The sequence below is a fragment of the Colwellia sp. BRX10-1 genome (assembly GCF_014077545.1).
In the GTDB taxonomy this organism is placed as follows: Bacteria; Pseudomonadota; Gammaproteobacteria; order Enterobacterales; family Alteromonadaceae; genus Colwellia_A.
In genome coordinates, this window is record NZ_JACGWC010000008.1 from 16,903 (window position 1) to 40,000 (window position 23,098).

19 protein-coding genes and 2 tRNA genes are annotated in these 23,098 nt (G+C 37.0%); 13 read left to right on the top strand and 8 right to left on the bottom strand.

What is annotated here, in order from left to right:
* Nucleotides 1-26 precede the first annotated feature (26 nt).
* The 5 genes from H4J75_RS08710 (at nt 27) to H4J75_RS08730 (ending at nt 6,036) form a co-directional block, all read left to right on the top strand.
* Complete coding sequence (locus H4J75_RS08710) at nt 27-1,025, top strand: NADP-dependent oxidoreductase (RefSeq protein WP_182221975.1); 999 nt, start codon at nt 27-29, stop codon at nt 1,023-1,025.
* A 90-nt stretch (nt 1,026-1,115) separates the two neighbouring features.
* Entirely contained in the window at nt 1,116-1,787 is a 672-nt protein-coding gene (locus H4J75_RS08715; RefSeq protein ID WP_259366362.1) for a hypothetical protein, read from the top strand.
* Nucleotides 1,788-1,874: 87 nt separating this feature from the next.
* On the top strand, nt 1,875-3,977 hold the full coding sequence (locus H4J75_RS08720; protein WP_182221899.1) for a molybdopterin-dependent oxidoreductase: 2,103 nt from the start codon (nt 1,875-1,877) through the stop codon (nt 3,975-3,977).
* A 47-nt stretch (nt 3,978-4,024) separates the two neighbouring features.
* Nucleotides 4,025-4,858: a MoxR family ATPase gene (locus tag H4J75_RS08725; RefSeq protein ID WP_182217088.1), complete on the top strand. Its 834-nt coding sequence runs from the start codon at nt 4,025-4,027 to the stop codon at nt 4,856-4,858.
* 5 nt (nt 4,859-4,863) lie between these two features.
* Complete coding sequence (locus H4J75_RS08730) at nt 4,864-6,036, top strand: VWA domain-containing protein (RefSeq protein WP_182221900.1); 1,173 nt, start codon at nt 4,864-4,866, stop codon at nt 6,034-6,036.
* Nucleotides 6,037-6,145: 109 nt separating this feature from the next.
* Here the strand turns inward: H4J75_RS08730 and H4J75_RS08735 are convergent, their stop codons facing one another.
* From H4J75_RS08735 to H4J75_RS08755, 5 genes are all read right to left on the bottom strand, one after another.
* Entirely contained in the window at nt 6,146-6,931 is a 786-nt protein-coding gene (locus H4J75_RS08735; protein WP_182217092.1) for an alpha/beta fold hydrolase, read from the bottom strand.
* 91 nt (nt 6,932-7,022) lie between these two features.
* A complete protein-coding gene (locus H4J75_RS08740; protein ID WP_182221901.1) occupies nt 7,023-7,916 on the bottom strand; it encodes an alpha/beta hydrolase in 894 nt (297 codons plus the stop codon).
* Nucleotides 7,917-7,995: 79 nt separating this feature from the next.
* Nucleotides 7,996-8,688 carry a crotonase/enoyl-CoA hydratase family protein gene (locus tag H4J75_RS08745; protein WP_182217095.1) on the bottom strand — a complete coding sequence of 231 codons (693 nt, stop codon included), beginning with the start codon at nt 8,686-8,688 and terminating at the stop codon, nt 7,996-7,998.
* Between the two features lie 39 nt (nt 8,689-8,727).
* Complete coding sequence (locus H4J75_RS08750; RefSeq protein ID WP_182217097.1) at nt 8,728-9,336, bottom strand: glutathione S-transferase family protein; 609 nt, start codon at nt 9,334-9,336, stop codon at nt 8,728-8,730.
* Nucleotides 9,337-9,813: 477 nt separating this feature from the next.
* A complete protein-coding gene (locus H4J75_RS08755; protein WP_182217099.1) occupies nt 9,814-10,476 on the bottom strand; it encodes a nitroreductase in 663 nt (220 codons plus the stop codon).
* A 463-nt stretch (nt 10,477-10,939) separates the two neighbouring features.
* On the opposite strand from H4J75_RS08755, the gene H4J75_RS08760 reads away from it, so the two are divergent.
* The 3 genes from H4J75_RS08760 to H4J75_RS08770 all read left to right on the top strand — a co-directional run bounded on the left by H4J75_RS08760 (nt 10,940) and on the right by H4J75_RS08770 (nt 14,223).
* Nucleotides 10,940-12,736: an acyl-CoA dehydrogenase C-terminal domain-containing protein gene (locus tag H4J75_RS08760; RefSeq protein WP_182221902.1), complete on the top strand. Its 1,797-nt coding sequence runs from the start codon at nt 10,940-10,942 to the stop codon at nt 12,734-12,736.
* Nucleotides 12,737-13,223: 487 nt separating this feature from the next.
* A complete protein-coding gene (locus H4J75_RS08765; RefSeq protein ID WP_070376896.1) occupies nt 13,224-13,493 on the top strand; it encodes a hypothetical protein in 270 nt (89 codons plus the stop codon).
* 202 nt (nt 13,494-13,695) lie between these two features.
* Nucleotides 13,696-14,223 (top strand): DUF3750 domain-containing protein, encoded by a 528-nt coding sequence (locus tag H4J75_RS08770; protein ID WP_182217101.1) that lies wholly within the window; start codon nt 13,696-13,698, stop codon nt 14,221-14,223.
* 56 nt (nt 14,224-14,279) lie between these two features.
* Here H4J75_RS08770 and H4J75_RS08775 read toward each other — a convergent pair whose 3' ends face one another.
* A complete protein-coding gene (locus H4J75_RS08775; RefSeq protein ID WP_182221903.1) occupies nt 14,280-15,515 on the bottom strand; it encodes an HD domain-containing phosphohydrolase in 1,236 nt (411 codons plus the stop codon).
* Nucleotides 15,516-15,799: 284 nt separating this feature from the next.
* Between H4J75_RS08775 and H4J75_RS08780 the strand changes: the two genes are divergently transcribed.
* The 5 genes from H4J75_RS08780 to H4J75_RS08800 all read left to right on the top strand — a co-directional run bounded on the left by H4J75_RS08780 (nt 15,800) and on the right by H4J75_RS08800 (nt 22,274).
* A complete protein-coding gene (locus H4J75_RS08780) occupies nt 15,800-16,477 on the top strand; it encodes a 2OG-Fe(II) oxygenase (RefSeq protein WP_070376899.1) in 678 nt (225 codons plus the stop codon).
* Between the two features lie 35 nt (nt 16,478-16,512).
* On the top strand, nt 16,513-16,986 hold the full coding sequence (locus H4J75_RS08785; RefSeq protein ID WP_182217106.1) for a hypothetical protein: 474 nt from the start codon (nt 16,513-16,515) through the stop codon (nt 16,984-16,986).
* A 254-nt stretch (nt 16,987-17,240) separates the two neighbouring features.
* Nucleotides 17,241-19,748 (top strand): hypothetical protein, encoded by a 2,508-nt coding sequence (locus H4J75_RS08790; RefSeq protein WP_182221904.1) that lies wholly within the window; start codon nt 17,241-17,243, stop codon nt 19,746-19,748.
* Nucleotides 19,749-20,049: 301 nt separating this feature from the next.
* Entirely contained in the window at nt 20,050-20,877 is an 828-nt protein-coding gene (locus tag H4J75_RS08795; RefSeq protein ID WP_404842541.1) for a prohibitin family protein, read from the top strand.
* A 332-nt stretch (nt 20,878-21,209) separates the two neighbouring features.
* Nucleotides 21,210-22,274, top strand: a complete 1,065-nt coding sequence (locus H4J75_RS08800; RefSeq protein WP_182221906.1) for a metal-dependent hydrolase — start codon at nt 21,210-21,212, stop codon at nt 22,272-22,274.
* A gap of 375 nt (nt 22,275-22,649) precedes the next feature.
* Here the strand turns inward: H4J75_RS08800 and H4J75_RS08805 are convergent.
* Together H4J75_RS08805 and H4J75_RS08810 are read right to left on the bottom strand one after the other, a co-directional pair.
* Nucleotides 22,650-22,726, bottom strand: a tRNA-Met gene (locus H4J75_RS08805).
* 84 nt (nt 22,727-22,810) lie between these two features.
* A tRNA-Met gene (locus H4J75_RS08810) sits at nt 22,811-22,887 on the bottom strand.
* Nucleotides 22,888-23,098: the final 211 nt, after the last annotated feature.

Sequence of the window (23,098 nt, forward strand, 5' to 3'; positions counted from 1 at the left end):
ACTATAAACGCATAGAGATAATAATGATTACAACGTATAAAGCGATAAATTTAATTGCACGTCCTTCTGGTGGTCCAATAGGACCTGATTTGTTTGACGTTGTAGAAAAGAATATTCCTGAAGTGGCAAAAAACCAATTTCTTGTGAAACAATCACATATGTCACTTGATCCGGCAATGTTCGGTTGGATGAGTGCAGATACAGAAAGTTATATTCCACCCGTTGCCCTTGGCGATGTTATGCGCAGTTCAGGTATCGGTGAAATCGTTGAAAGTAATCATGCTAACTTCAACGTTGGTGATCGCGTTATGGGCATGATGGGTTGGCAAGAATACTTCTTAAGTGATGGTACGGGTTTAAATAAAGTAACAGCACCCTTACCAGATGAAGCTATCTTATCGGTTTTTGCCTTGCCGGGGTTAACCGCAACACAAGGATTATACAGCATAGGTAAGCCTCAAAAAGGGGAAACACTTGTTGTTTCTGGAGCGGCTGGTTCGGTTGGTTCAATTGTTGGGCAACTTGCTAAAGCCGACGGACTTACTGTCATTGGTGTTGTAGGTAGTGATGAAAAAGCCGATTGGGTGGTAAATGAATTAGGCTTTGATGGCGCGATAAATTATAAAACTGATGATATAGCGACTACATTAGCGCAATTAACGCCAAAGGGTATTGACGTCTATTTTGAAAATACCGGTGGACCCATCCAACACCATGTTATTGCCCGGATGAATGCTCATGGTCGAATTGTCGTTTGTGGAATGATTGCTGATTACCCAAAAGCAGAACCAGACTTAGCACCTAGTTGGATCCCTATCATTAAGAAACGCTTAACAATACAGGGCTTTACTATGCCAGATCATTTTGGCGAAGTCCCAGCCCTATTAGAAAAGCTAACACCCTATGTAATGCAAGGTAAAATTAAGTATCGTGCTCATATCTTAGATGGTTTTGATGAAGCGATGACTGGCTTGAACTTATTTTTTACAGGTGAAAATAAAGGCAAACTTATCGTTAAACTCTGATGGTCAGCTTAATGTTGCGCGGTTATAGGTGTTTTTTTATCAATAAAACTCAAATTTACTTTACGATACTTAATTAAAATGGAAATGAATATGTCCCAGAAACTTGTTAATAACCTGATGTGCTCCTTAGTGTTTGCATGTTTAACATCCTTGTCTGCTAGCGCAGACACATCCGTTAAGACACCAGACCCTGATCAAAGTGTCGCTGACGCTGTTACAGCAATAACAGAGGTTAATGTCGATGAGAACAGCTTCAGCTGCATAAGAGATATGACACCGGTCAGGCATTTTTATGTTGATAATCTTTTAGGAGATATAACAAGCACTTTAGCCGCTGCCAATGCACCAGAAGGCGCTAAGTACCCCGTGGGTTCGGTTGTACAACTTGTACCAACAGAAGCCATGGTAAAACGTGAATCGGGTACTTTTCCCGCGACGGGTGACTGGGAGTTTTTTGAACTAGAAGTTAATGAACAAGGGTCAAAAATAGGTAAGCGTGGTTTTGTCGATGTTGTTAATCGCTTTGGCGGCAACTGTTTTGCTTGTCATGCACCGGCTCGAGAGCCTTGGGATTTCATTTGTGAATCAGATCATGGCTGTGAAACTATACCTATAGATCATAAAATGACGGGTGCGCTGCAACGTTCAGATCCCCGTTGCGGCGATGCTGTTCCCCAAGATGGTGATTGGATGGCATTGTTTAAACTTAAAAGTATGGTCAGTATTGGCCTGACAAAACAGTGGTTTGAAGAAAAATTTTAACGTCAATAGTTAATATGTTTTAAGCCACAAGTAAGCCGCTAACCAAGAAGGTTTTCATTTTTTAATGGGTCCAATTAGGAGATAACTATGAGTGATATCAAAACGCACTACCGTAACTGTAATATTTGTGAAGCGATGTGCGGCTTAGAAATTAAGTATCAAGATAAGCATATTTTATCGATTAAAGGCGACCCAAAAGACCCTTTCAGTAAAGGTTATAATTGTCCTAAAGCAACGGCGTTAGAAGATTTTTATAATGATGGAGACCGTTTAAAAACACCTATTAGACGGACAGCTAATGGCTGGGAAGATATTTCATGGGATCAAGCTTTTACCGAGATAGCCGAAAAACTTAAAGGCACTCAAAAAGAACATGGCCGTGACGCTTTGGCGGTTTACTTAGGAAACCCTAACGCGCACAACTTAGGTAATGCGCTTTTTCTAAAACCATTTATGAAAGCGTTAGGGACCATAAACCGTTTTAGTTCTGCTTCAACCGATCAAATGCCACATCATGTTGCCGCTAATTTTATGTTTGGTGCGGGTATGTTAATCCCTGTGCCCGATATAGACCGCACTGATTTTATGTTGATTATTGGCGGTAACCCTGTGGTCTCTAATGGTAGTATGATGACAGCACCCAATGTTATCGGCCGAATGAAAGCTATTCAAAAACGAGGAGGTAAAATTGTTGTTGTTGATCCTCGCCGTACCCGAACCGCTAAAATTGCCGATCAACATTTGTTTATTAGACCGGAAAAAGACGCACTCTTGTTATTGGCGATGATCCACTGTGTTTTTACAACCAATAGCGTTAATCTTCGCCATCTAGCAGATATGGTTGATGGACTAGATGCGTTGGAAAATATCGCTAATGACTATTCACCCGAATCAGTGGCTAAGCATGTCGGCATACCGGCAAGTGATATTAGAACGTTAACCAATGATATGACAACTGCAGACTCAGCGGTGTGTTACAGTCGTATGGGCGCATCTACTCAAACGTTTGGTGGTTTATGCCAATGGCTAACCAATGTGCTTAATATTATAACCGGCAATTTTGACCGTGCAGGCGGTGCTATGTTTCCACAGCCCGCTTTTGATTTATTAAGAAATCATAAGAAGGGTCATAAAAGCTCGTTTGGGCAATATAAGAGTCGTGTCAGAAAGTTACCTTTTTTCAATGGTGAGTTTCCGGTTGCAACATTAGCTGAAGAGATATTAACCCCCGGTGAAGGTCAAATAAAAAGCTTAATTACTGTTGCAGGTAACCCTGTGCTTTCATCACCGAGTGGACATAAATTAGCTGAAGCGTTTTCAGGATTAGATTATATGGTCGCCATCGACATTTATCTTAATGAAACCACTAAACACGCTAATATTATTTTACCGGCAACAACCGGTCTTGAAAATTCGCATTTTGATATTTTCTTCAATTCATTTTCAGTAAGAAATACCGTCAAATATTCTAAGCCATTGTTTGAACCAGCAGACTATCAACGCACCGATTGGCAAATACTGAAGGAGCTAGCGGCACGAATGACAGATACAGACCTTGATGAATACACACCAGAAATGATCTTAGATATGGAATTGCAAAAGGGTCCTTATGGTAAACAAGGTATGAGCTTAGAAAAATTAATCGACAATCCTCATGGTATCGATATTGGACCTTTAATGCCGTGTATCGAAGCGCGGATAAAAACCGAGCAAGGTAGTGTAAACTTAGTGCCGCAACTCTATATTAATGATTTACCGCGTTTGCAAAATGTTATTATTCATCCTGCTCGTGATATCAATTATCCGTTCGATTTAATTGGTCGCCGTTTAGTGAAAAGTCATAATACCTGGACACAGAATTCCGAGCGCTTAATTAAAGGCAAAAATCCTTGTACCTTAGAGGTTCATCCAGATGATGCTAAGGTATTAGGCATTAGCAATGGTCAATCTGTTATGGTGAGCTCAATGGTAGGTGAAGTGAAAATAGAGGTAGTGATCACCGACGATATTCAACGTGGGGTGGTCAGTATGCCGCAAGGCTGGGGACATAATCAACAAGGCACCCAGATGTCGGTTGCAGCCAAGCAACCAGGTGTTAGTATTAATGATTTAACCGATGCAAGTCGAGTAGATACTTTAACCGGTAATGCTGCTTTAAATGGTACACCGGTCGCAATTAACGTTGCGTAGATGTTAGTCGAATTAGACTATAATTAAGCCCTAAAATAGGTAAAAACATGTTTAACAGTACAGAGAGTTATATTGCATCAGACGAACTTCGCTTAGCGGTAAACGCAGCGATCACCCTAGAAAAGCCACTGTTGATTAAAGGTGAGCCAGGAACAGGTAAAACGCAATTAGCTGAAGAATTAGCAAAGTCACTTAATTGTAAGCTATATCAATGGCATATTAAATCAACAACTAAAGCGCAACAAGGCTTATACGAATACGATGCCGTATCAAGATTACGAGATAGCCAGCTAGGCGACGAACGTGTGCATGATATTGCTAACTACATCGTTAAAGGTAAACTTTGGCAGGCGTTTGAAGAAGAGCAACGTCCGATATTATTAATTGATGAAATAGATAAAGCCGATATAGAGTTCCCTAATGATTTACTGCAAGAGCTTGATAAGATGGAGTTCTATGTTTATGAAACGCAACAAGTTATTAAAGCAAAACAACGTCCAATCATTATTATAACGTCTAATAATGAAAAAGAGCTACCCGATGCATTCTTACGTCGTTGTTTCTTTCATTACATCAAGTTTCCAACAAAAATAGAAATGGAGCAGATTATTGCTGTTCACCACCCTGATGTAAAAAAAGAGTTATTAGCACATACCTTAGAAGTGTTTTTTGAACTGAGAGACTTACAAGGTATTAAGAAAAAGCCTTCAACATCAGAGTTAATCGATTGGTTGAAACTACTGGTCGCAGACGATGTTGCTCAAGAGGTGTTAATCGATAAGCAGTCCGGTATTATTCCTTTATTTGGTGCGCTATTAAAAAATGAACAAGATGTCTCACTACTTGAAAAACTCGCCTTTATTAGTCGCAGAAACAGGTAGTTGTTGTGTTTATAGATTTATTTATAACGTTAAGAAAACATAAAGTTCCTTGTAGTTTGCGTGAGTTATTAGACTTAATTGCGCTATTAAAAAAGGGGGTTGTTTTTGCTAATGTGGAAGAGTTTTATCACCTAGCTAAAATTGTTATGGTTAAAGATGAAATTCATTATGATAAATTCGATAGTGCATTTGCTGAATATTTTGAAGGTATCCAAGCAATTGATATATTTGATAAAATATTACCTGAGGATTGGCTAAGAAAAGAATTTGAAAAACACCTAAGCCAAGAAGAAAAAGACAAGTTAAAGGCATTAGGTGGTTTAGACGAGCTAATGAAAGCGTTGAAAGAACGCCTTGAAGAACAAAAGAAACGCCATGCTGGCGGCAATAAATGGGTGGGTACTGGTGGTACATCTCCTTTTGGCGCTTATGGTTATAACCCCGAAGGTATTAGGGTAGGGCAAGATAAAAATCGTAATAATAGTGCGGTTAAAGTGTGGGATAAACGAGAATTTAAAAACTTTGATCAAGACAGAGAATTAGGCACTAGAAATATAAAGTTAGCGCTAAAAAAACTCAGAAAATTTGCCCGTACCGGTGCTAGTGAAAAGCTTGATATTAACACCACTATTACCTCAACGGCGAAAAATGGCGGTATGCTTGATGTACATATGGAGCCTGAACGTCATAATGCGGTAAAAGTATTGATGTTTTTTGATATCGGCGGTTCTATGGACGATTACATACATACGTGTGAAGAACTTTTTTCAGCGGCACATACCGAGTTTAAACACCTTGAATTTTTCTATTTTCATAATTGTGTTTATGAAAGATTATGGAAAGACAATAGCCGACGCCGTACTGATACTATTGATTTAGAAGAAATTATTAGAACATTTGGTTCGGACTACAAAGTTATATTTGTCGGTGATGCCACTATGGGGCCTTATGAAGTAACAGCACCTGGCGGCAGTGTTGAACACTGGAATGAAAAACCAGGTACCTTTCATATGCACAAAATTCTTGGTCACTTTAATAAGGTCGCTTGGTTAAACCCACAGCCAGAGACTCATTGGGATTATCATCACTCAATCTCAATTATTAGGCAGTTAATAACGGATAGAATGTACCCTTTAACGGTCGATGGCATAGGTCGAGCGATAAAAGCGCTCAGCTAAATATCCCACTAGTAAATTAAAACCAAGGACGGTTGCAGCTTTACCTGTCTGTAATGAATGAAGGGCTAATAAAAGCCGTTTTATAGCAGCTTCTCTTTTATTACATTACTTACCAATCTTTTATAATGTTAGTAATTATAGACGCGGTTGCTTCTGGTTGTTCAAGCGGAAACATATGTCCGCCATTAGCTAATTTAGTCAGTGGTATGTTATTCATTTTAGCAAATCGATTAAAGTAACTTACCGGCAATACGTCTGTTTTATCACCATAAATCAATGCAGATGGCACCGTCAGTTTATTTTTATATGTTGTTAAATTGCAAGGTAGGTGTCTAAATATATCGGCTTCAACGTCAGGTGAAAACATTAACTCCCATCTTTTATTTTTTAATGTCACGGCACTGTCTACGTAATCTTGTAAACAACGAGCATCAAAGTTTTTAAAAAGTTTCTTTTGAGCAAAATTATTAACTAATTGTGTTTCAGACGGCCAATGTTTCTGCCTGTTTTTAGCTCGACCCGCTGGAGATATTTTATCAATAAAAGGTGTTTTTTTAGCGAGTTTCAAAAACCAAGATAATGGCCCAGAAAATACTGGAGGGTCTAACATGACGACACCACGAAAAAGTTCAGGATGCTGACAAGCGGCCATAAAAGAAATGACACCACCAAAAGAATGGCCAACACAAATGACCTTTTGGTCTTGCTTTTTAATGAAGTTAACCAGCTCATTGACCAAAAATTGCCAATTATTATGAATGGGGTAACAATCATCGTGACCATATTGTTCTAAAGCAATGGTTGAATAATCGTTTGAAAACAATGACAGAAAAGTACGGTAACTTCCTGCTGGAAAACCATTGGCATGGACAAAGTTGATTACAGGTTTTGACATATACGTTTATAAACACCTATGATAAAAATTATATAAAAGATTATTACCCTTGAATTTATTATTAAAGGGTTAAGACTAAACTGAAGAGCTTTTAAAGGTAGCGATTAAAAAAATCAACGACACTATTTTCAGCCTTTTCAGGGTTGAGTTGCCATAGTTTAGTGTGCTCGCCACCTTCAGCTTGCCAAAATTGCTTCGGCTCATTGGCGGCACTAAATAAACGTTGTCCGTGTTTAAAGTCTACGGTTTTATCGGCTGTGCCATGCATAATGTAAACAGGTCGAGGCGAGATGTTCGCGATGTACTTCTCGGGATTAATTTCATCAATTTCTAAATCGCCGCGCCAAGCAAAAAATTTTGCTACCATTGGCATTAATGGATAACGAGGAAGACCGTAGAGTACTTTTGCCTGTTCAGCGAGTACGTCCATCGAATTAGCATAGCTACCACTAAAGACGCCCGCTTTTATACGAGAGTCTTTTGCCATAACTATGATGCTAGTTGCTGCGCCCATAGAAAATCCCATCACACCAATCGAGCTAATATTTTTCTTATCAACTAAATAATTTAAAGCAGCTGTGACGTCTTTCTTCTCGTGATAGCCCATGGTTGAAATAATAGCAGGGTCTTGGCGAGGATGACGCAGATCAATAGCTAAAACATTATAACCGGCAGCAACAATAGCCTTGGCGTAGCGCATACCTTCGGTTCGGTTTGCTGTTCTACCATGTACTAATAATATCGCTTTATGGGTGTCATTATCTGCAGGCATATACCAAGCCGGCAGTGTTAGCCCATCATCTGTGTTAAAAACAACTTCTTCAAAACTGAGGCCTTGTTCACTTGGCTCTCCACAAAAGACAAAACGGGCTTGTGTACACTCAGTAATTGGCAGTATTAATATTTTTGAAGAAAAATACCATGCACCACTAAAGTAAACACACAGAAATAATAAAACAGAAAACAGGGTGAATTTTTTTATCATAAGTTAACGGCCTAATATACTGTTAGCGATCTTGTTGTGTAGCGCTAAGAAAATACTTTAGTGAGTCATGGTAGATTTACTATAGGCTCAAGGTCATCGTTGAATCTATTGCTATCGCCGCATCTAATGCCGTTAGTATGTCTTTTCTTTCTCTTAGTTTAGTGCCATGGTGTGCTGTCATATTTAGGGTTAACAATTGGGTAGCTGCAGCTTTTGCCGTTGCCATTAATTGGTCGGGTTCAACTAATGTGTCAAGAAATCCAGCTAATACAGCTGTTTCTGGATCAAACAATTCAGCGTTTATTACCGAACGCGTTAAATAGTTAATCGGTACTCGGTTTCTAGCGAGTTCAAGGCCAGCTTGATGCATGGTCATACCAATAGCCACTTCATTGAGTCCAATTTTAAATGAACCTAGAGTGCCGATACGATAATCGCAACTGAGTAATAAAAATGCGCCTTTGGCAATTGCATGGCCGGTACAGGCGCCAACAATAGGAAAGGGGAAAGATAACATACGGCGAGTAAGCGTTGAGCCTGCTGTCACTAGCGATACGGCAGAGTCAGAACTTTCTTTCATCGTTTTTAAATCATAGCCACCTGAAAATATTCCCGGTTGACTTGTTAAAATAACGGCCGCTTTTGCTGCTTCTGCTTGATCTAAAGCGCTGTTTATTTCTGTTATTACTTGATGAGAAATAGCGTTAACCTTGCCATTTTTTAAGGTGATCGTTGCAATGTTTTCATTGAGTTCAAAATCTATTAATTCCATGTTCTTTCCTATAGTTGTTAAAATTGATATCACTGGCTGTTAGCCAAATTGAGCCGCTTTTTGATATGCGGGTCTTTTTCTGATATTGACGAGATAGTCTTTAGTTTTGTCTTTGCTTTCTAACAAACCAATACTTTCTGCAATTTCGAGTATCACTGCCATCATAATATCAGCAGCACTAAAAGAATCACCAGCAAAATAACGTCTTACGGTTAAAGTATTTTCGATATATGAGAAATCGAGATGATTTTCTTTAGCAATATAACCGTCAAGAGGCTGAGTGCCTTCACGAGTTTCCATTGACATCAGCAAGGTCGTTATCACAGGTAAACTTAAGGACCCTTCTGCGAAGTGTAACCACTCTAAATAATGGTAATATTCATTAGAATCAATGCTTGGCCTTAAATTACTTGCTGTTGCATGGTTAAGAATATATTCCATAACCGCGCCAGACTCACACAAAGTAACCTCACCATCTACGATAATAGGTGCTTTTGCTAGCGGATGAATTAATTTTAAACTTTCAGGCGCTAAATTTGTGAGTGGGTCACGTTGATGTTTAACAATGTTATAAGGCATATTAAGCTCTTCTAACAACCAGATAACACGTTTAGAACGTGATTTGTTAAGATGATGTACAGTAATCATGTTTACATTTTTTCCTTAAAATTCATTGTTATCAACTTAATGAATAGGCGTCGCTTGGTAGTAAGGTTAAATTTTTACCTTTTTTATAGGTACGTTAGCTTACCATATATTGAGTTAAGGCTTTTTTGTGTTAAATGATATTTGAACGTAACAACCTAAGCAGAATATCGACGGTATATTCAAGCGTTAATAACATAAAATGTGTCAAACTAGAGCCAATAATAGGTAATAACAGTCAAGGATTAATTAGACCAATGGAAAAGGTTAGTCCCATGCCCATCATAATTTAAAATATACCAATAGGTACACCTTTTGTCTTATAAATGTAACTAATTCAGTAATATCCATGCCGACTCTCAGTATTCTTTATTATCTGCTGGGTAAATATTTTGTATTAGTTTTCAATATGATTATTCAACATTGTCTTGAACAAAACATGATTGCTAATAACGACTCATTAATTGTTATTGTGAGTCTTTATTTAAAGAAGCTAACCGCATTGGTAATATCTTCGCGATCAGTAAGAGTTTTATTTATCGGCGCATTTATATCAGCGTAACCAAATGACATACCAAACAAAATACCTCTTTGCTCTGGTAAGTTTAAGGATTTTTTGATTGGATCTGGGAACTGCCCCAATGCCCCTTGCATACAATTTGATATACCGTGCTCAGCCATAATTAGCGAAAGAGTTTGCGCATAAATACCCAAATCAACCGCACCCATAATATCGAGATATTTATCCATAGTAAAAAATACTACATGGGGAGCATCAAAAAAACTCCAATTTCGGATCATCGCTTTTTGACGACCCAGTTTGTCTTCGCGAGTAACACCAATAGCACTGTAAAGTGCATTAGCTGAACCAAATTGGCGATCTCTATGGATACCCTCGTATTTAGGTAGCCAGTTAAAGTCTGGGTTTGGTGGTTTGCCACTCATAACTGCTGAGAGTAAATCATTTTTAAGGGATTCTTTTTTAGCGCCAGACACCACGCAAGTTTGCCAAGGTTGTACGTTGCAATTTGAAGGGGCGCGTTGTGCTTGTGTAAAAATAGCTTCTAATAATGCTTGTTCGACGGGTGTTTCCAAATAAGCACGCACTGAATTACGCTTTTCTAAGAGGGTGGTTAAAGACATTGAGACTCCTTTATAATTTTAAAATAGTCTCATATTAAGGGTAATTATAGATGAGACTTAGCTTTGTGCGATTAAATTTGTGGTAACGTTTAATCCACTATTAACCAATATAAATCGCTTAAAAAAGTGATCTATACTTGTTACAAGAGGGTATAAATAGCCACTGTAATAAGGTTAACAGAGATTAAAGCGCATTTTCTGATGGTAGAGCGGTTATATTAATAAAACCAATGAATAATTATTATCACGCTCTATTCTAAAATCATATAGTAAGTGGCTATTTTCACTGGGTATGTCAGAAGCGCATTAACTTTTATTATATGGATACTGAATAGTTAGGGATAAATTAAATTCATTTGACTAATTTATCTCATATCGATAATATCAGTGGTATGACCACTTGGTTAAAGCAATGTTGAATAGTGAAGTCAACGGTTAATAATAAATTTTTGGAGTCAATAGAATGCCTGAATATAAAGCCCCAGTTCGTGATATTAAGTTTGTAATGCAAGAATTATTAGACTGCGACAAACACTATAAACAATTAGGTTACGATGATGCTAGTGAAGATATGGTTGACGCTATTATCTCAGAAGCAGCCAAGTTTACTGAACAAGTTATTGCACCCTTAAATCAAATCGGTGACGAGCAAGGTTGTACGTGGACAGACGGTGTAGTAACTACGCCAGATGGTTTTAAAGATGCTTATCAACAATACGTTGAGGGTGGCTGGCCAACATTATCTCAGAGTGAAGAGTTTGGTGGGCAAGGATTACCTTACTCTCTTAATGCGTCTATTAGTGAAATGATGTCGTCTGCTAATCATAGTTTTGCTATGTATCCTGGTCTAAGTCATGGGGCACAAGCAACAATTGAAGCTCATGGCACCAGTGAACAAAAACAACAGTATATGCCTAAATTAGTTGAAGGTAGCTGGACAGGCACTATGTGTTTAACTGAATCACATTGTGGTACTGATCTTGGCATGTTGCGCACCAAAGCTATATTAAACGATGATGGTAGCTATGCGATTACCGGCACAAAGATATTTATCTCAGCCGGAGAGCATGACTTATCAGAGAATATTGTACATATTGTTATCGCACGCCTACCAGGTGCTCCTGAAGGTAGTAAAGGTATCTCTTTGTTTATTGTTCCTAAGTTTAATGTCAATGATGATGGCACAAAAGCAGACCGAAATGCTGTGAGTTGTGGTTCAATTGAACATAAAATGGGTATCAATGCTAACGCCACTTGTGTTATCAACTTTGATAGCGCTAAAGGGTTTTTAATTGGACAGGAGAACCGTGGCCTACACTGCATGTTTACTTTTATGAATGCTGCTCGTTTAGGTGTAGCAATGGAAGGTTCTGCAGCAGCTGAAGCGGCATTTCAAGGTTCATTAGCTTATGCAAAAGATCGTTTGCAAATGCGTTCTATTAGCGGCGTAAAAAATCCAGATGGACCAGCTGATCCTATTATTGTGCACCCTGATGTTCGTCGTATGCTACTTACGCAAAAGTCTATTTCTGAGGGCGGTAGAGCACTAATTGGCTATTTGTCGCAATTAGTTGATATAACCCACGCATCAGATGACGCTGATGTTAAAGCCGATGCAGAAAACAAATTAGCCTTACTAACACCTATTGCAAAAGCATTTTTAACAGAGTTAGGTTTCGAATGTACAAGTCATGGTGTTCAAGTTTTTGGTGGACATGGTTTTATAAAAGAATGGGGCATGGAACAGCTTCTGCGTGACACTAAAATTAGTTGTATTTATGAAGGCACAACGGGTATTCAAGCGTTAGATTTATTAGCCCGTAAAATTTTGGGCAGTAAAGGTCAAATTTTGAAGCCGTTTATGACAGATATCGCTATTTTTTCGAAAGACAATGCCGATAATCCAGCCATGAGTGAGTATGTTAGTACGCTAAACTCATACGCTAAACAGTGGCAAATGATCACGGGTGATATTGGTCAAAAGGCCATGAAGAACGCGGATGAGATTGGTGGTGCCTCGGTTGATTACTTGATGTTTGCCGGTTATGTAACATTAGGCTACTTCTGGGCAAAAATGGCCTCTGTAGCGCAAAGTAAACTAAAAGACGCTGGTGAAAATGAAGCGTTTTATCAAGCTAAAATTAAAACAGCAGCATTTTACTTTCATCGTATACTTCCTAGAGCTCAAGGACATGCAGCTTGTATTGAAGGTGGTGTAGACTCGATGATGGCTCTAGCCAGTGAAGACTTTGCATTTTAATTTAGCACTAGCTTTACCAATAATTTTTGAAAATTAATTATTGGTAAACAGATAAATATCTACCCTCTTTACACGGCTAAGATATTTATAACGGTCTGTTAACTCATGCCTAATATTGAGATTTAAATCTTAATATTAGGCATTTTTTATTTTACAGTAACGTAAAATAACCCATTCACGAATGGCGCTTCGCCAAATGACTGCTTAGGCAATTAACGAGAGTTAATTTAAGTACTTGGCTGCACAAATAAGTTGGGGTGCTAGGCTTCGTCATTCAAGTTGACTTGACTGTGTACATTATTGCTGAATATTTATGATGTGTTTTAATTATTTTTGTTTTATATCATCTTAATGGTATTTAGCCATTTCCAGCTAGAGATAATTATTTGATCTTATCTAATATTAGTATAAATTAATTACTAGTTACAATGAGGGCATCGTTGAGATGTACCGATAACATATTGTTATAAAGATTAAGGAATTGGCGATGCCAACAAATAAACATAAACGAAAAGCTTCATCACATACTAAATCCCATAAAGGGAAAAATACCGAATCTACGGGTCTAATTATTTCACACCCTCAGGTCTTTATTTATGTTGGTTTATTCTGTGTTGTGTTGGGGGTATATCTATTAGCCTTTGAATCTCAAGATAACGCATTATTTGGCTTAGCGATGCTTTCTCTTGTCGCGGGTGTAGTGACAACTTTTTATGCAAATTTTACACTATCAAAGAAAAAAGCTCAGCTTAAGTGAAGCTTTAAAGTGGCGTAAATATTCATCTGAAACTTATTCTATGGTTCTAATTGGGACAACAGATTGGTTTTATTTGAAAAAATAAGTGTATTCTGATTTTAAAGTAATAGGGATTTTATTGCCAATAAGAATATAGGTTAAATTTATCAAACCCAGCCTAAGCAATATAATCTAGGCTTAAACCGGTGTAATAATAGCGCATATGAGATTTTGGACGATTATCTGCATTGTACTCCTACTGAGTGCTTGTACCCATAACAACTGGCGAACCGCGAGCAGAGAGCCTGCTGGTATTGCAACGTTACCCAATGACGATAGTAGGGCTGTTGTAGAGTTTTATGCCGCAGATGCTTTTAGTTGGCGTGGTTGGTTTGCTGTTCACCCTTGGCTTGCAATCAAAGAAGAAAAAGCAGCAGAGTATAGTGTTTATGAAGTTACTGGTTGGCAAGTAAATCAAGGGTTATCAGCAATAAGACAGTACCAAACATTAACACCAGATAGGTATTGGTATGGCTCAAAGCCGGTATTATTACTTTCTATTAAAGGTGATAAAGCGGTTAAACTAATTCCTAAGATTAAGGCCGCAATTGCCCGCTATCCTTGGGTCAATGAATATAGTATCTTCCCAGGCCCTAATAGTAATACTTTTGTCGCCTGGATAGGTTTACAAGTCCCTGAGCTCGAACTTGAGCTGCCATTTACTGCTATTGGCAGTGGGTATGCAAACTAACTGCTATTTAACCAAAGAATTCAGCGAGAATCGATATTAAGTCATTGTTAAGCAAATTAAATTATTGGATTGATTAACTTTAAAAAATATTCTTTATTGGTTGATATATTATCAATTTTAATCGGGTAATGGAGTATCTGATTGAAATAATTGGCAAACTGTGAAATTTGCAGTACTAATCTTCGAGCGTCATTGGTAAACATTTTACAAACTTGATTATCTTTAAGCTCTTCTCTTTTTATTTGGAATGGCTGCTGTGATGATTCTGACACCCATAATGTGCTCCTAAGTTTAGCTTGAATAAAATTCATTTCTGGGTTGTTAGTATTTAAGGTGTTTGTCCATTTAATGACTTTTGATAATTGGTCGTATAAATGGTTTCCGTAGGCTTGTCGATGGGTATCTGTTTGTATACTTTCTTGCATTATTGCTAATAGGGGCTTTTGTAAGTGATAAGAATAAATAGCCTGCATTTTTTGACTGGTCCTAAAGTCAAATCCTTCGGCTAATAAATAGAGTTCTCCGATGGCCGTGTTAATATTTTTACTTTTTCTAGTGATCTGAGAATATTGATTCGCTATTTGTGAGATTTGAGCGTACTCATGAATTTGTGTTAACTTTTTGGGATAACCAGAGCCATCCAATTTCTCTTCATGTTGTTCTATCGATTCTAAGACTAACTTACTCTCTAAGCCCGCAAGTCTCACTATTTCTTTACTCAAGATAGGGTGAACTAACTTTGCATCTTTCATGGTATTGTTAAGTCTTGCGTAACCAATATTTTCAAAGAACAAAACAGAGATAAGTTCCGTTAATTCGGTTGGAGAATAGTTGTTTGCTTTACCGATATGGGTGCCAAATACCAAATTGATTAAAGTATTTTGGTATGCAGAGGGGTTGAGGTGTGAAAATATACTGAGGTGATCAATAATTTTCTTTGGAATTGAGCCGCCTTTTATAAAGTCGCCAATGGTTACCAGTGTTTCATTTAGCTGAAAGTTATTTATTACAGGATTTGTTTTAGCTAAGTCTAGGATCGGCGCTAATATATCTTCATTACTGGTATCTTCTGTAAGAGAAATTACATCTTCATGGCCAATGATCCCCTCTTGTTGTAAGTTAGTTAATTTTAAACGGATTTTTTCCGTAATTTCAGTACCTGCTTTTAAAAAAACTCTTTTTCCTTGTGGGTCGGTAATATCTTGACTGATGCCGCATTCCATTCCTGAATTTAAAATATGAGTCGAAAACTGTTTGGATGTTTCTTTAATAAGTTGATTAGTTACTTGCACATTCGTTCCTTGAATTAACTGTCTACTGGCAGTTCTATGCGTTAACTGTAGGAATGATTTTAGCTATTAGCAAAGTGTCTTACTATTTTATCTGATTTGACCTTACGCTATCCGCCTGTAACGTTTTCACTTTCTAACTAATCACATCTACTGTCGACAAAAGTTTAAATCATTTATTAAAACGAATGCTCACACTAATATATTCAAAGTGCTAATATAGACCATTCATTATTTTATTAGATTATCAAGAAAATGTTAGTTTTACTTCCTAAGATAGGATGTAGTTGAACCTAGCTCAAATAACTTACTCTGGTGGTGACTCATCACTGTTCGAGTCAATATCCAATGATATTGTTGAAAAGGGCTATAGTATTCGTCCTTATGCTCTGCCTGAAGAATTAACCCATCTGTTATTAAATCATATTATTGAGTTACCTACTGAAAAATTCAAACGTGCTGGAATAGGTCGTGCCAAAGATCATATGATTAATGATTTTATACGGACAGATGAAATAAGCTGGATAACCAGTAACAACCAAGCCAGTTGTGCTTGGATAACGTGGGCCGAGTCACTGCAAGCTTATCTTAATCGCCGGTTGTTTCTCGGATTATTTTCTTTTGAAAGTCATTTTGCTCATTATGCCAAAGGCGACTTTTATAAGAAGCACAAAGATGCTTTTAAAGGTGAGGGTAATCGGGTGCTATCTGTTGTTGTCTACCTTAATCAGCATTGGTCCGCTGATGATGGAGGCGAGTTAGTGATTTATGATAAAAAAATACCAGCCTCCGCTGTCGTTGATAACAGTAAAATTAAAGTATTGCCCAGCTTTGGTACGATAGTTGTTTTTTTAAGCGAAGAGTTTCCGCATGAAGTATTACCTGCTAAGCGCGATAGATTCTCAATAGCAGGGTGGTTCCGCTTAAACAACAGCATTGACAATAATATAGATCCGCCAAATTAATGAGAAATCAATGAGTATTTATAAGAGCGTAGGCATTGTCTAAATTACCTATAAAATTGCATGTCATCAGTGAATTAGATGAAATTAATCAGCTAATTATCCCATTAAAAGCACTTGCTGATAGAGAGCGAGCCGCTATTTATGGTCTAACGGGCATGGTTTATACTCCTCATATAGATGATTACATGCAGGTAAGTATAAAAAAAGCGGCGATATTAGCTTGTTTAAAAGAACAAGGTATATTGGCCTTATCAAAGGTCGAACTCATTAGTACGGCATTAGATAGCTTACATAAAAGAGCAAGAAATAACGCAATTGTTGAGTATGATGGCAACCGATACCAGCGTCGGTTTTCGCCATTAAAATTAAGTAAGTCAGGTAAAGTTGTCAGTAAATGGGCGAGGTATTGGTTTTTACAATCACCTAATGGCAAAGTGGATACTGAGTGGGAGTATCAGGTACGCGAAATTTGGCCTACTTATTTTTTAATTAGAACTATCGACCTCTAGCGAAAAGGAGCAAGCAATAAATGCGCGCTCCCTATCATGCCTGTTGATTATATCCACATAGGCAGTTAATAAAGTCTAAAGTATAATGGCGGTTGTGCCGATAACGACAGACCAATAAAACAACTAACCAACATGGCAACATTTATTTAGTCTTATTTATGAATATGCACTAGGATTAAACCATCAACGTTAATGGTTTATGAATTGAATACCTTCCAATGTGTTTAGCTTCAAAATACGAGGTACCACGATTAATGAGCAGTGTCATCAGTCCTCACTTACAAAAGTTTGAAAAACAAATCTTAAGTTTGGTCCCCTATGCCAGCAATGATAGATTGGAATATTTAGTTAAAAAACTTCTACCTGATGAAAACTCTGGTCAACACCTTGCTGTTAAAAATGAAATCAAAAAACTTGCCCAACAAGCTAATAAACCAATAGATTTACGGCTGATCTTTGCTGATTGTCAAATAGTTACACACAATAAAGTTAATCATTATTTGGATATAGCGGGTAAAAAGCTATTCAATGAAAAACTTGTTGAATATCAAAATCTTTATACAACAGCACTTTACTATGAAGTTTATGAAGACGCTCAAAAGAGAGCGGCTAATAAAGATAAAGGTGTCAGCAAATATAATATTGAAAACGAAAACGAAAATGAAAATGACAGCGAATTTTCAGAATTTAAAATAGATAAAACCGAACCTAAACCCTTAATAAATAAAAATAGAATAATTAACGAACTTAAAAAACTTAACTCTGCTTGTAAAGTCTTTATCAACCCTATTATGGGGATGACCGCGCAAGGGAAAAAAGAGGTAGGTATTACGGCTAACATTGAGAAGATGAATAATCAAAAAGTTGTTATTCAGACCTCTCACGAAATAGCAGGTGTTATAGCAAATAAAGTGTACCTGTGGCTATATGACCATCATACCGAAATAGATTTCACTGAAGAGCTTGAACTCGGATTTGTTATTATTGATAGTCAAAAATCTTCTGCAAATAAGTTTGAATACTTATTGAAATTTTCAAGTCCATTAACAGATCAGCAAATGCGGGTTTTGTTCGCTCATTACCTAAGACAAAAAAAATTGGCTATTATTGGTCCTACAGAACGATTTATCACCCCTTTGTTTGATTCTGTTACCTCTAAAGGTTACGAGCAACTGTATCTAAATAAAACTCACGACATTCCGTTACTATGTTATAAAAATAATAATGCATGGCATGCGAAAGTTGCGATGAAAACATCGGGTAATGATGAGTTTTGGCGGTTTTTTAGTGATACAGATGAAAATTTTCACTTACCCGTACTACTGGGTAACGAAGATATACAAAAGGCGTTAAATGAGAGGAATACGGTTGATAAATATGCTTTTATATTAAAATCTAAATATAAAGATACCTTCATTTATTCCCTTATTTGGTATGACGATTTTGTTAATAATAGAAGCGTCAAAGCTGTTTTTAATCATTATTTCAAAAATAGCCTTTTTAGAGTAGTCAAAATATCCTCATCGTTTATTAATTCTGTAGAAGATGCTTATGTTCCGTCTGCCTTACCTTGTCATGTTCATCCTAAGATGGCTGTGTTAAATAGGGCTATCCCGAAAGCGGCGCTAGATATGATCAGTAATTGCGATCATATGATCACCTTATCAGATATTACTAGCTTGTATGAAACAATACATCGGCCGGTCAGCGAAGACATCATTGAATTAGAAAATTTATTACCAAAACGTTTTCAACTGAGTGCGATTGACTCACTTGATGAAACCGAAATTGTAACGGCAGAAAATGATGATTCTAGAGGTGAAGACCGCTTTGTATTATCTTTTAAAATGGCAATTACACGCAGTAATAATGTTGTTACTCATATCCCCGGTATAACTAAAAATATCTCTATACAAGGTTTGTTAGTTAGCCTAGTAAAAGAAACTAAATTTAAAGCCGGTGAAGAAATTGAAATTGAATTAACCGTACCTTTTTCTGAACAAGATAGAACACTACAAAAACAGAAATATATTGTGTTAGGTTATGACAGCCATGGGGCTGTTCGATTATTAATGAATACAATTGAAAGTAAACATTTAGCTTGCAGGGCGATAAGAAAGTATATTTATCAACATGTTGATACCCTTGAAGCCTGCGGAAAACGCGGTAGTCGTATTTATGGTCTGCAGAAAGCGATGAGGAATATATATGCACACAATCATTTCTCTATTCCATTCTACTTAAAAGCAACTAAGCACCAACAATATATTAATGCGGCGAGCTTTAGTGGTAACTCTGCACTTAAGCACCTTGTCTATAAAAATGAAAATAGTGAAGAAATTATTCTTAATCTATTGAGTAATCAAAAGTTTAGAGATTCTTGCTTATCAATTATTGCGGTACTTGCTTATAAAGAATTACCTGCTCGTGCATTTTATATTCTTGTTTTACCTAAAGATAAAAATGATAAAGAAGAGTATTCCTTTTGGTATCGTGACTTATCAGTATTGAAAAAATCTGCCCAATTGAAAGAATATACCCAGAAAGTATCTAATCACGGTAAACCGGCAATTTTAAAAGTTGAATTGAAAAAAAGTGATAAAGTGCAAAACATGTATTACCGTGACGAAATCAGTTATTTAAAAAGTCTAGATAAAGACTTAGCGGATGATCTTGAAACTCAGTTAGAAAGTACTATCGGCATCGGAGAAGTGACCGATTTAACTGATATTGCTATTAAGATGATTGCTAATGCCACATAAATGACAACAGACCCATTAACTTTTGTTAATGGCCGACAGAAAAAATATTAATACAACACTTTTGAGTTCACCTAACTGATAAGGTGAACTTACTAACGGTTAATTTTATCGATTGTTTAGACTTGCAGAGCTGGTTCACTCAGGTGTAAGTTTGACGTTATGTCACTTAAAAGGTTATGGTCTCTGCATAGCGAATAACATGCTGTAATATTTAACGAATGTGTCTTTAAATATGGGCACCTAATTAAGCCTCTGAGGTAGAAAAGTGAATATAGAAAAATTAAATATCCCAACTAAATCAATAATAACAGTGGCGATTGCTGTTACCCTATTTTTCAGCTCTGTTTACACCGTCAATGAAGGGCACATCGGCATTGTCAAACGCTTCAGTGAAGCCAAAGAGCAGGTTAACCCTGGTTTACACTTTAAAGTGCCTTTTATTGATAGCGTTGAAGAGATAGAAGTCAGAACACGAAAAAATGAAGAAAAAATGGCATCAAGTACTAAAGAGCAAATGCCAGTAACTGTTATTGTTTCAGTTAACTGGACGGTAGACAAGACAGCTGCGCTTGAACTTTTTCGTCAATACGGTGGTTTAAAGCAATTTGAAAATAGAATTCTTGATCCTCGTTTTAGATCTGCCACTAAAGATGTTATCCCACAGTATGATGCAGAAAAATTAATACAAGATAGAGCAAGTGCCATTCAAGCGATTGAAGCAAGCTTTATCGAAGAAATGAAAGACTTTCCTGTTACTGTTGATAACATTCAAATTGAAAACATTCAATTACCGGCTAAGTACTTAACCTCTATTGAGACTAAGCAAACAGAAAAAAATCTAGCTGATGCGGAGAAACATAAACTCGCACGTCAAAATTTAGAAGCGCAACGTGACGTAAATACGGCAAAAGCAAAAGCAGATGGTATTAAGCTCGTTGCTATAGCAGAAGCTGAATCTATTCGAATTAAAGGCTTAGCTGAAGCTGAAGCGATTACGGCTAAAGCTAAAGCACTGGGTAACAACCCTTTAATTGTTAAGCTAACAGAAGCTCAAAACTGGGATGGTAAGCTTCCAGCAACAATTTTAGGTAGTAGTAATATGCCAATATTAGATATGAGAGTAAAATAAGTCTACTGCATCATAATATAAGCCGCTTAATTGCGGTTTTTTTATCTTGGAATAATGAAACTTTGATCGTCGAACAAGATGTTAATCATTACCTTAGTTATTCTATCTATGTCATGAGTATATTATATGAGTTAAATGCCATAGAAAGTTTATGTCATGTCACGCTCTATGAACAACAAGCTTCTTGTTAAAATTGTCAGTAAACTGAATGAATATAGTTTATTAACAATTTAAACAGTATGAAAAACCTAAGAAAATTTGCTGTCTCAATTGATCTAGAATTGTAGATAAAGGCGTATTAGAATAATAATTGTTAAATCGGCAAGGTCATTATGGATTCATTAACACAAGCTGTCTTGGGCGGCGCGGTAGGCTATGCGGTATTAGGTAATAAAGTTGGTCCTAAAGCAGCTATTTATGGTGCCGTTTTAGGAACATTGCCTGACTTAGATGTATTCTTACCCTATAGCGGTGATGTTGAAGCTTTTACCTACCATCGAGGATTTAGCCACTCGTTATTAGTACATTTGCTCATTAGCCCTTTAATTGCCTGGTTAATAACCAAATGTCATCAAGCTACAGCCATTTATAAGAAACACTGGTTTGTGTTGGTATTTTTGTGCTTGTCTACTCATGGGATTTTGGACAGCTTCACTGTTTACGGTACGCAATTGCTGTGGCCTATTACTGAATATCCGTTTGCGGTCTCTAATTTGTTTATCATTGACCCCATGTATACCTTACCGCTATTGTTTGCGTTTATTGTTATTTTTCTGCCCAGAGTTAAACCGGCAAGTGCTTTAAAAATCAATAATTTTGCATTGGCGATAAGCACACTTTATATCTGTTGGTCTTTGATGGCAAAGCTTTACATAGACGATAAAGTCACAACAGCGTTAAACGATCGACAGATAAAAACACATCATTATTTGAGTACACCTGCGCCTTTTTCTACGCTACTTTGGCGGGTATTGGTTATGTCTGATGGTCAATATTACGAGGGCTATGTCTCTGTGTTTGACTCAGTATCTGAGGTAAGTCTAGAAGCATATCAATCGTCAGACTCTCTGCTTACTAATATTAAAGATGAATGGGATGTGCAACGACTACAATGGTTCACGAAAGGCTTTTATTCAGTAAAACAAGCAGAGCAGTATATTGTTTTATCCGATTTACGCATGGGTGTGGAGTGTAGTTATGTGTTTAATTTTATTGTTGGCGAGCAAACGAGTATTGGGATTGTTAAGAGTCATACTGAAAAGGTAAGTGCTAGGCCTGATTTTAGTCTGCTTGGAGGTGTTTGGCAGCGGATATGGGATCCATCAGTTTCTTTGTCACCTCTTAAAGAAAACGGTGTTTGTGTTAACAGTAAAAATTTATTTTCTAAGAAAGCTTAATAAGATGAGTACACTTCATGTGTATGGTGAGCTCGTTACTTATCCCAGACGTTAGCTTATTAGCGGTTATTTCTAATTAAAGCGAGTAATGAAGAATATTATTAAATTTTAACAGGATAGACAGCAAATAATGTTAAATTTAATATGATGATTTTTTTGTACTAAATAAATATGTATTAGAAAATATTTTAGTTATAGAGTGACTAAATGTTATTTAACAATGAAATATGGATTTTGTATCGGAGAATGTTTTTAAATAAGGAAGTGACGACTTTCAGTACAGACACTATTTATACTTGAGTTAAAGTTGGTTATCGGAGCCCATATCTAATTGAAAGGGAACTGACGACCTGATTTTATACTTATATCCTAAGTTGGTTGCGGGAGCCAGATTTGAACTGACGACCTTCGGGTTATGAGCCCGACGAGCTACCAGACTGCTCCATCCCGCGTCCGAATGTCCTAATACCTTCTTAGGAAAGCCAAGTTGTTTTAATTCAAACTTAAGAATTTGCTTTTTATACTTAAGCGTAAGTTGGTTGCGGGAGCCAGATTTGAACTGACGACCTTCGGGTTATGAGCCCGACGAGCTACCAGACTGCTCCATCCCGCGTCCGAATGGTTTAAGTATTCCCATCAAAGGTTACACATAAACAAGCCATAACTGTTTTAATTCTTGTTATTAACGAATGCATTTCAAAAGCCTCAGCCCTTGAAAGCGATGCGTATCTTAAGGATAGTTACATCACATTGCAAGGCGTTTCTTTAACATTTTTACATCTATTAAAAAAAGGCAGTTAATTGCCCTAATTGTAGTCTAAATG